Source organism: Micromonospora sp. NPDC000316, assembly GCF_042898885.1.
Classification (GTDB): Bacteria; Actinomycetota; Actinomycetes; order Mycobacteriales; family Micromonosporaceae; genus Micromonospora.
Map to the genome: position 1 here is coordinate 1 of NZ_JBIAZG010000036.1, position 9,547 is coordinate 9,547.

Genomic DNA, 9,547 nt, shown 5'->3' on the forward strand with positions numbered 1-9,547 from the left:
TAACGACCGGGCCTGGCCGGGCATTCCAACCCCGCGTGCGGGGCGGGCCGGCGGCCGGTGGTACTGCGATCGTCAGGATATGTAACCCGTCCGAGCCCGCCACGATTCCGGCCCCAGGATGCCACCGGTCACACCCCGAGACCACCCGCAAACGGACACGCCACTCAAGGTGGCGGGATCAGACCAGCCGATCGGGGATGATCGACTCGACATCGCTGATATCGCGGTATCCACGGCACCGGGACACCCCGACATCGCCGATGTCGAGTCGATCAACCCCGCCCCTGCCGCCGCACACCACTCGCAACCACACAAAGCCCCCAAAGCGCCTGCGGGTTCCGCCCGCGTCCGGCACACGGTCACGGTCACGCCTGAACGCCCGCATCCGGCCGCATCCGGGTCACGCCTGACCGCCTTCAGCGGCGGCACGGAGCGCGCGACCACGACGGTCCCGTGTCCGGCCGTATGCGAGTCACGCCTGCCCCCGCGTCCGGCGCCACGCGCCGCACCTGACCGCCCGCCTCCGGCATGCGGGCCACGCCTGACCGCCCGCCTCCGGCATGCGGGCCACGCCTGACCGCCCGCGTCCGGCATGCGGGTCACGCCTGACCGCCCGCGCCGGCGCACCTGTCGCACCTGGGCGCTTGGAGCCGGACATGGGTCGACCCCCGCGGCAACCCGCCACACCCCGCCCACCTCAACAACAACCACGCAACGGCCGCAGTATCAGCCGCAGCCGGCCCGGGAAGCTCGTATCCGGGCCACGACGAGGAGCCGACCCGAGGCGGTAGGTGCGTGGTGAGCGACACCGGCTCGGGTGGGCGTTACCCTGACAGCATGCAGGCCGTCTCCCCCACCGCGACCGGCGTGGCCTTCCTGGCCCGTCCGGGTCGCCCTGCCGTGGTGGCGCGGACGCTCGCCGAGCTGGCCGGTCCCACCCGGGGCGTGGTGGAGCTGCCGGTGCGGTTGATGTGGAACGCCGAGCGCACCTTCGACCTCGGCGATCCGGACCAACTGCTCTGGATGTACGAGAACGTGCTCCGCGAAACCACCTGCGCCGAGGACCTGCGCGTCCTGATCAACGGGCGGACACTGCGCCGGGTATGGCGGCTGCTCAACCTGCCCCGGGGCGTACGCCTGGCGTGGGAGAGCCGGCATCGCGGCCTGCGCGCGGCGTGATCGCGCCACACTTGCACGAGTTCTACCGGGAGGTGGCCCGGGTCGCGCTGACCGCCGCCGGGCCACACCGGTTCGTGTTGGGTGGCGGGGTGGCCTGGGCCGCGCACGGGTTGGTCGCCCGCCCGACGGAGGACGTGGACCTCTTCGCCGACGTGGAGGGCGCCGCGGCGGCCGCCTCCGACGGAGTTCGCGTGGCGCTCGAGCGCGCCGGGTTCACCGTCACCGACGCCGACCCGGACAGTGAGCTGGCCGAGCTCTTCGACGGGTACGACCAGGATATGAAGGATTTCGTGGTGAGCCGCGACGGGCGGCAGATCCGGCTCAGCCTGGCCCGGCTCGACCGGCAGCAGAGCCCCGTGGTGATGGACCTCGGCCCGGTGATGGACGTCCGCGACCTGGTCGCCAACAAGATCGCGGCGTTGGTCAACCGGCGGGAGGTCCGTGACTTCATCGACGTGGCGGCTGCCCTGGAGCACTACGACGTGACGGAGTTGCTGGTGCTGGCCCGGCAGGTCGACCCGGCCCTGGATCCGGCCGACGTGCGCGCCGCCGGCCGTTACCTGGACCGGCTGTCCGAGCAGCGCTTCGGCCGCTACGGGCTGAGCGCGGCCGACGTCGCCCAGGTCCGGCAGCGCTTCGCCACCTGGCCACGCTGACGGCGAGATCGGCTGAGACCCGACACCTGCTGAGGCCCGACCGAGGCGGACGCGGACGCGGACCAACGAGCCAACGGAACGCGCCGCGCCACCACACCAAAGACGCCACCGCCACACCGCCGGGCCAAAGGCGCCACCACCGGGCCGAACAGTCCCGGTCACAGCCCTGGCCGAACACCACCGGGCCGAACAGCACCAACCAAACAGCACCGGCCGAACACCACCGGCCGGACAACACCGGGCCGAACAGCACCGACCGAACACCACCGGCCGGACAACGCCGGGCCGAACAGCACCGACCGAAAAGTGCCGACCAGCCAGCGCCGGCCGTCCGGTCGGCGATGACCTGGCGGCGACCGAGGTGGCGAACCAGGCTCGGCAGGCCCTGCTCGACGCCCGCGCCGGAGAACGGCCGCCGGGCGGACGACCCGTTGAACGCCCGCCCGGCGGCGAGTCACTTGGTCGGTCGGCCCCCGGTGACTCCCAGGACCTCGCCGGTGACGTAGCTGGACTCCTGGGATGCGAAGAAGACGTACGCCGGGGCGAGCTCCGCGGGCTGCCCGGGGCGGCCCTGCGGGGTGTCGGTGCCGAACTGTTCGACCTTCTCCTGCGGCATGGTGGCCGGGATCAGCGGCGTCCAGATCGGACCGGGAGCGACCGCGTTGACCCGGATGCCCTGCTCGGCCAGGTCGGCGGCGAGGGCCTTGGTGAAATTGGCGATCCCCGCCTTGGTGGTGGCGTAGTCCAGCAGCTGCGGCGACGGGTCGAACGCCTGGATCGACGCCGTGTTGATGATCGCCGACCCTTCGGGCAGGTGCGGGATGGCGGCCTTGCAGAGCCAGAACATCGCGTACAGGTTGGTCTTGAGGACACGGTCGAACTGTTCGGTGCTGATGCCGAGGATGCCCTTGTCCTGCGACATCTGGTAGGCGGCGTTGTTCACCAGGATGTCGATGCCGCCCAGGTCACGTACCGTCCGGTCGACCAACTCCTGGCAGTGCGACTCGTCGGTGATGTCGCCGCGTACCGCGATGCCCCGCCGGCCGGCGGCCTGGACGAGCCGCATGGTCTCCTGGGCGTCTGCGTCCTCCTCCTCGCTCAGGTACGAGATGAGCACGTCCGCGCCTTCACGCGCGAAGGCGATCGCGACGGCTCGACCGATCCCCGAGTCACCGCCGGTGATCAGCGCCCGTTTACCGTCGAGCTTTCCGCTGCCCCGGTACGACTCCTCGCCGTGGTCCGGCTTGGGCGTCATCTCGCCCGTCGAGCCGGGCGGCGTCTGCTGCTGACCGGGCTGGCCGGACTGCTGGCCGTACTGGTTGGTCGGGTCCTGCTGGGTGTGCTGGTCCTTGCTCACCGACATCTCCTCCTGCGACGCGGATCCGGTCCCTGACTGCCCTACCCTGCGGTGGCCTGCGAAAACCCCAGCGGCTGGCGGGCCAGGCGTGGCGGGAGCGGCGTGCGCTCGTTATGGTGCGCGAGGCGCTCACGAGGCGCATCCACCCCCATGGAAGGGCACGACATGACCTCTCCCTCCGGCCCGTCGCGTCGCCGGGTGCTCGCCGCCGCCGCCGCGGCGGCGAGCGCGCCGCTGATCGCCGCCGCCCCCGCGCAGGCGGGCGGCCCGGCCCGGCCGCGCACCTGGGACCTCACCCTCCTGGGCACGTCGGACACCCACGGCAACGTCTACAACTGGGATTACTACCGCGACGCCGAGTACGACGACAGCAGGCAGAACGACATCGGCGTGGCGAAGCTGGCGACCCTGATCAACCAGATCCGTCGGGAGCGCCGTGGCAAGGCGACGCTTGTGCTCGACGCCGGCGACACCATCCAGGGCACTCCCCTCGCGACGTACTACGCGAAGCAGGAGCCGATCACCGCCACCGGGGAGAAGCACCCGATGGCGCGGGCGATGAACATCATCGACTACGACGCCGTGACGCTTGGCAACCACGAGTTCAACTACGGCCTACCGCTGCTGGACCTGTGGATCCGCCAGCTCGGCTTCCCGGCGCTCGCCGCCAACGCGGTCAACGCGAAGACCGGAAAGCCGGCCTTCCTGCCGTACGTCATCAAGAAGGTCTCCCTCGGTTTCGCCGCGCCGACCCTGCGGGTCGGCATCCTCGGCCTGACCAACCCCGGCGTGGCCATCTGGGATCGGGGCAACGTCGAGGGCAGGCTGCGCTTCGACGACATGATCGCCACAGCCGCGAAGTGGGTGCCGGTCATGCGCGCTCGCGGCGCGGACCTCGTGTTGATCTCCGCGCACGGCGGCGACAGCGGCACCTCCAGCTACGGCCCGGAGCTACCGAACGAGAACCCTGTGGCGCTCATCGCCCAGCAGGTGCCGGGGATCGACGCGATCCTCTTCGGTCACGCCCACAACGAGGTGGTCGAACGGTTCGTCACCAACGAGCGGACCGGCGCGCAGGTGCTGCTCTCCGAGCCGTCGAAGTGGGGCCAGCGGCTCACCCGGATGGACTTCACCCTCGCCCGCGAGCGTGGCCGGTGGACGATCATCAAGAAGGCCGCCAGCATGCTCAACACCAACACGGTCGTCGAGGACCCGAAGGTCCTGGCCGCCGTGCGGGCCCAACACCAGAAGACCGTGGCGTACGTCAACCAGGTGGTCGCACAGTCCACTGTCGAGTTGTCGGCGGCGGAGTCGCGGTACAAGGACACGCCGATCCTGGACTTCATCAACCACGTGCAGACCGAGGTGGTCGACGCGGCGCTTGCCGGCACCGCGTACGCCGACCTGCCGGTGCTGTCGATCGCGGCGCCGTTCAGCCGCACGGCGGTCTTCCCCGCCGGCGACGTCAAGATCCGCGACGTGGCTGGGTTGTACGTGTACGACAACACCCTTGAGGCGGTCGTGCTCAGCGGCGCCGAGGTGCGCGCGTACCTGGAGTACTCGGCGAAGTTCTTCCGCACCCTCGCCCCGGGCGCTCCGGTGGACCCGGAGCAGATCAGCGACCCGGCGGTGCCGGACTACAACTACGACGTCTTCTCCGGCCTGGACTACGACATCGACATCTCCAAGCCGGTGGGTCAGCGGATCACTCGGCTGGTCCTGCCGGGCACGGACACCCCGGTCGCGGACAACGCGCAGTTCGTGGTGGCGGTGAACAACTACCGGCGCAGCGGCGGCGGCAACTTCCCGGGCATCGTCAAAACCCAGGTCTACAACGAGCAGCAGGAGATCCGCCAACTGCTCATCGACTGGGCGCAGGCCAACGGGACGATCAACCCGGACGACTTCTTCCAGCCCAACTGGCGGCTGGTACGCGAAGGCGTGCCGGTCTTCTGACCTCGGCACGAAAGGCGGGCCGTGGGTGGCGACACCCGCGGCCCGTCGTGCGTTCTCAGCCCTGCACGTTCCAGCGAACCGGATCCTCGGACCGCTGCGGGGAATCACGCCCGGGATCAGTCTCGGTCAGCGCGACCCGCTCGTCCGGGCGGACGGCGGGCGGCAACTCCCCGAAGCGGACGTGGCGCAGGAACGCGTACTCGTCGTCGGTGAACGGCTGCTCAGCCATCGGCACCTCCCCTGCTCTGCCTCATTGTCCGGCGACCCACTGGCGTCGCGCCAGCACTCCATCTGGCGCGATCTGCGCTGCGGGGTCGCGCCGCGCACGTCGCCTAAGGCATCCTAGGATCCTGGGTGTTTGGCGAAGATCGGCCCTGCTGGCCTCCGCGACGGCTGCGGCGCTGCGGTGGCGCCGGTGGCGATCTGGCGGCCGGCCCGCGCAGCCCGGCCGCCAGATCAGCCGCGCGGGGCGGCCATCCGTGCGCGGCGCGGGTTCGGCAGCCGCTCCAGCACCGCGAGCGCCGCCCGGATCGGCAGGCGTTCCATCATCTCGTCGAAGCTCGCCTGCCCCTGGCAGAACCGGACGAACATCCGCCACCCCGGCGGGGTCGCCAACAGGGCGTGGAAGACCGCCGGGCGACCGGTGAACAGGTCGAGCAGCCGGAAGCCCGCCCGCATCGACGGCACCAGGCGCTCGGCGACCGCCCGCTCGTAGCCGGCCAGGTCCCCGTCGGCGACCGCTGCGCCGGCCATCTCACCGGAGCGCAGCGCGAAGCTGATGCCCTCGCGGCTCCACGGCTCCAACAGCCCTGCCGCGTCCCCCACCACAAGCACCCGACCGTTGCGCAACGGCGAGTCCTCCTCACGGCAGCGGGTCAGGTGACCCGAGTCGTGCTCCGCCGGCAACCCGGTCAACCCCAGCCGGTCGACGAACTGCCGCAGGTACGCACGGGTCCCCTCCCCCGCACCCCGGCCCGCGATCACGCCGATGGTCAGCCGGTCGCCCTTCGGGAACACCCAGGCGTACGAGCCGGGCATCGCTCCCCAGTCCAGCAACAGCCGACCTCGCCAACGCTCCTGCTCGGCGGGCGGCACCGGCACCTCCAACTCCAGCCCCAGATCCACCTGCCGGTACCGCACACCCACGTGCCGGGCGGTCACCCCTGAGGAGCCGTCCGCGCCGATCACCGCGTGGGCGGTGACTGTCGTGCCGTCGGACAGCCGCAGGCGTACCCCCTCGGGATCTTGCTCGATCGCGCGGACCGCGACCCGCTCCCGCACCTGCGCGCCGGCGGCGACGGCCGCCGCGCGCAGCCGGTCGTCGAACTCCTCGCGGCGCACCATGGTCAGCACCGGACTGTCGTTGCGACGGGTGAACTCCCGACGGCCGTCGCGGGTGAACGTCACCCGGTCCACGCGGTCGTCGGCGGGCACCTCGATCCGGTCCCGCACCGCCGCAAGCGAGGTGCCGATCAGGCCGCCGCCGCAGGTCTTGTAGCGGGGGTGCGTGGCCCGCTCGACAACCAGGGTGCGGACTCCGGCACGGGCGGCGGCGTGTGCGGCGGAGAGCCCGGCGGGGCCGGCGCCGACGACGACGAGATCCCAGACGATCACGGATGCAGCCTAGGGCACCAGGGGGCCTCCGGCCCGCGCACGGCAGGCCGCCGACCGCCCGATCGAGTGGGCATCTTCGGTCACCGAGGGGGTAACCGACGCGGCGCAACCGTCCGCGTTGAGGCGGACGGGCAGAGGAGGAGGCGATCATGCAGCAGGTGCAGCTGTCGGAGATCGAGCAACGGGTGTACCAGGCGGTCACCACCCTCGAAACACGCGGCCAGGTGCCCTATCCGGATCTGATCGCCGAAGCGTCCGAGCTCACCGAGCAGGAGGTGCACGAACCGCTGCACATGCTCACCGAGAAGGGCCTGCTGCACCGCGAGGACTCGCCGATGGCGGGCCTCGACTTCGGCCCCCGGTTCTGCGCCCGCCAGATGGCGTGACGCGTCGCTCCATCCGCGACGATTCGCCCCCCGCTGACCGGGGTAGCGGTCAGGGAAGCGTGATCGACAGTCAGCGGGGGGCACGATGAGCACGGCGCAACCGGCCCAGCCGGTCGACGCGGCAGAGAACCGCAGACGCTGGCAGGCCGTCGGTGTCGGGCTTGTCGCCGCATTCATGACGCTGCTCGACGTGAGCATCGTCAATGTCGCGGTCCCCTCCATCGACCGCGCGCTGCACGCCTCCCCGAGTGACCTGCAGTGGGTCCTCTCCGGGTACGCGCTGACCTTCGGCCTGGTCCTCGTGCCCGCCGGCCGCTTCGGTGACGCCCGGGGCCGGCGCAACGCGTTCGTGTTGGGCATCGGGCTGTTCACCGCGACCAGCGCCCTCGCCGGCCTGGCCACCTCCCCCACCTGGCTGGTCGCCGCCCGGCTGCTCTAGGGCGCCGCCGCGGGTGTGGTCAACCCGCAGGTCACCGGGCTGATCCAGGAGCTGTTCCGAGGGCCGGAACGAGCGCGCCCGTTCGGGCTGCTCGGCGCGACAATCGGCATCTCCACCGCCATCGGGCCGCTGCTCGGAGGGCTGCTCATCGCCATCGGCGGCGAGTCACACGGATGGCGGTGGGTCTTCTTCGTCAACGTGCCCGTCGGCATCGTCGCGATGATCCTCGGCTGGCGCCTGCTGCCCGAACGCCCCGCCGGACGGGCGGGCCGACGGCGGCTCGACCCGGTCGGGGTGCTGCTGCTCGGCGTGGGAGTGGTCCTGGTCCTACTGCCACTCGTGCAGGAGCAGCAGTGGCGCACCCCCTGGAAGTGGGCACTCATCCCCGCCGGCCTGGCGGTGCTCGTCGCCTTCGGACTCTGGGAGCGGTGGTACGAGCGACACCGCGAACCCCTGTTCGACCTGCGGCTGTTCACCTTCCAGTCGTACACACTGGGAGCGATCATCGCGCTCGTCTACTTCGGTGGCTTCACCGCGATCTTCTTCATCTTCACGCTGTTCCTCCAGAACGGCCTCGGCTACAGCGCGCTCGTCGCCGGCCTGGCCATCACCCCGTTCGCTCTCGGGTCGGCCGCCGCGTCCGCGCTGGGCGGACGCATCGTCAACCGCTTCGGGCGGCCCCTGGTCGCCATCGGCCTGCTCGGCGTGGTGATCGGGCTGGCCGCGACGGTGGTCGCGCTGCGCATCTGGCCGCACGCCCCCGCCCCCTGGGTCACCGCCGGGCCGCTCCTCGTCGCCGGCATCGGCAGCGGCCTCGTCATCGCCCCCAACCAGACGCTCACCCTCGCCCAGGTGCCCGTACCCCAGGCCGGCAGCGGCGCCGGCATGCTCCAGACCGGTCAACGCATCGGCGCCGCCGCCGGCATCGCCGCCGTCGGGTCGATGTTCTTCTCCACGCTGAGCAGCAGCCGCGGCAACTGGACCACCGCCTTCGAGATGTCCCTCCTGCTCGCCACCGGAATCATCGCGCTCGCGCTGATCGCCGCGCTTATCGACATCTTCCGCAGCCACAACCACACCAAAACCTGAAACCCTCCGGGGTACGCCCTCAGCCCGTCCCGGCGGTTGTCGGTCCCGGCGGTCGTCGGTCCCGTTGGCTGCCCGGCCGGCAGTTGTCCGGTCCTGGCGCCAGCCCGATCCCGGTGGCTGCCCAATCCCGGCGGCTACCCGATCCCGGCGGCTACCCGGTCCCGGCGGTTGTCCGGAGAGCCGGCCGTCGAACCTCGGGCATGGCGCTTGGCGCCTGGGTCTGGATATGCCGCTGGCCGGCACCCCTGTGTGCGGGGTGCCGGCCAGCGGTCCTGCCGTGCGGTCCTGCGGTGATGCTGTGCGGTGTTGCGGTGGGTCAGCTGTTCCAGTACTGGCCGACCAGGTCGGCGGCCTGCTGCTCCCACTGCGCGTAGGCGTCCGGGTAGGCCGAGACCTGCACGGTCTGCGCGGCGTCGGTCAACGGCATGTCCTGCCAACCATCAACCTGCTTCAGGCCCTTGAGGAACGCGGTGGTGGAGTAGGCGGGGTCGGTGATCTGCTCCGGCGTACCCCAACCACTGGACGGGCGCTGCTGGAACAAACCCAGCGAGTCGTGGTCGTTGCGGTCACCCAGGTGACCCAGATTCTCCAACTTCGACTCCTGCAGGCTCGTGCCGATGGAGATGACCGCGGCCCGCTCGGACAGGCCGGCCTTCTTCGTCGCCGCGATGATCGCCTTCACGTTGCCGGTCTGCTTATCGTTCAACGGAATGCGGGACTGCTCACCCTGCGGCTTCACCGACTGCACCGCGACCGCTACCGGCTTGGTGTCGACAGGGGTGGCGGCGTGAGCGGCGATCGGACCGGCGAACACACCACCGGCGAACGCGAGACCAGCAACAGACAGCACACTCTTACGAATGATCGAGTT

General features: G+C 70.9%; 8 protein-coding genes and 1 pseudogene. 5 read left to right on the plus strand and 4 right to left on the minus strand.

Features of this window, described 5'->3' with window-relative positions; translation table 11 throughout:
• Positions 1-837 precede the first annotated feature (837 nt).
• Positions 838-1,179 (plus strand): hypothetical protein, encoded by a 342-nt coding sequence (locus ACFY2Q_RS29295; RefSeq protein WP_387135865.1) that lies wholly within the window; start codon positions 838-840, stop codon positions 1,177-1,179.
• Positions 1,176-1,835: a nucleotidyl transferase AbiEii/AbiGii toxin family protein gene (locus ACFY2Q_RS29300; protein ID WP_387135867.1), complete on the plus strand. Its 660-nt coding sequence runs from the start codon at positions 1,176-1,178 to the stop codon at positions 1,833-1,835. Before ACFY2Q_RS29295 ends, ACFY2Q_RS29300 begins: the two co-directional genes overlap by 4 nt.
• 454 nt (positions 1,836-2,289) lie before the next feature.
• Here ACFY2Q_RS29300 and ACFY2Q_RS29305 read toward each other — a convergent pair whose 3' ends face one another.
• Positions 2,290-3,192 (minus strand): SDR family oxidoreductase, encoded by a 903-nt coding sequence (locus ACFY2Q_RS29305; RefSeq protein ID WP_387135869.1) that lies wholly within the window; start codon positions 3,190-3,192, stop codon positions 2,290-2,292.
• A gap of 165 nt (positions 3,193-3,357) precedes the next feature.
• Between ACFY2Q_RS29305 and ACFY2Q_RS29310 the strand changes: the two genes are divergently transcribed.
• A complete protein-coding gene (locus ACFY2Q_RS29310) occupies positions 3,358-5,148 on the plus strand; it encodes a bifunctional metallophosphatase/5'-nucleotidase (protein WP_387135871.1) in 1,791 nt (596 codons plus the stop codon).
• 55 nt (positions 5,149-5,203) lie between these two features.
• Here the strand turns inward: ACFY2Q_RS29310 and ACFY2Q_RS29315 are convergent, their stop codons facing one another.
• Positions 5,204-5,377: a hypothetical protein gene (locus ACFY2Q_RS29315; protein WP_387135873.1), complete on the minus strand. Its 174-nt coding sequence runs from the start codon at positions 5,375-5,377 to the stop codon at positions 5,204-5,206.
• A 227-nt stretch (positions 5,378-5,604) separates the two neighbouring features.
• Complete coding sequence (locus ACFY2Q_RS29320; RefSeq protein WP_387135875.1) at positions 5,605-6,762, minus strand: geranylgeranyl reductase family protein; 1,158 nt, start codon at positions 6,760-6,762, stop codon at positions 5,605-5,607.
• Between the two features lie 149 nt (positions 6,763-6,911).
• On the opposite strand from ACFY2Q_RS29320, the gene ACFY2Q_RS29325 reads away from it, so the two are divergent.
• Both ACFY2Q_RS29325 and ACFY2Q_RS29330 read left to right on the plus strand, forming a co-directional pair.
• Complete coding sequence (locus tag ACFY2Q_RS29325; RefSeq protein ID WP_387135877.1) at positions 6,912-7,148, plus strand: hypothetical protein; 237 nt, start codon at positions 6,912-6,914, stop codon at positions 7,146-7,148.
• Between the two features lie 85 nt (positions 7,149-7,233).
• Positions 7,234-8,676 (plus strand): annotated as a pseudogene (locus tag ACFY2Q_RS29330) (MFS transporter).
• Between the two features lie 316 nt (positions 8,677-8,992).
• Here ACFY2Q_RS29330 and ACFY2Q_RS29335 read toward each other — a convergent pair.
• Positions 8,993-9,547, minus strand: a 555-nt coding sequence (locus ACFY2Q_RS29335; protein WP_387135879.1) for a hypothetical protein, incomplete at its 5' end; no start/stop codon positions are given.

Bases quoted from the DNA above. Each gene is read 5' to 3' on its own strand.
- ACFY2Q_RS29325 (WP_387135877.1), top strand. From the start codon at position 6,912: ATGCAGCAGGTGCAGCTGTCGGAGATCGAGCAACGGGTGTACCAGGCG.
- ACFY2Q_RS29295 (WP_387135865.1), top strand. From the start codon at position 838: ATGCAGGCCGTCTCCCCCACCGCGACCGGCGTGGCCTTCCTGGCCCGT.
- ACFY2Q_RS29315 (WP_387135873.1), bottom strand. From the start codon at position 5,377: ATGGCTGAGCAGCCGTTCACCGACGACGAGTACGCGTTCCTGCGCCAC.
- ACFY2Q_RS29310 (WP_387135871.1), top strand. From the start codon at position 3,358: ATGACCTCTCCCTCCGGCCCGTCGCGTCGCCGGGTGCTCGCCGCCGCC.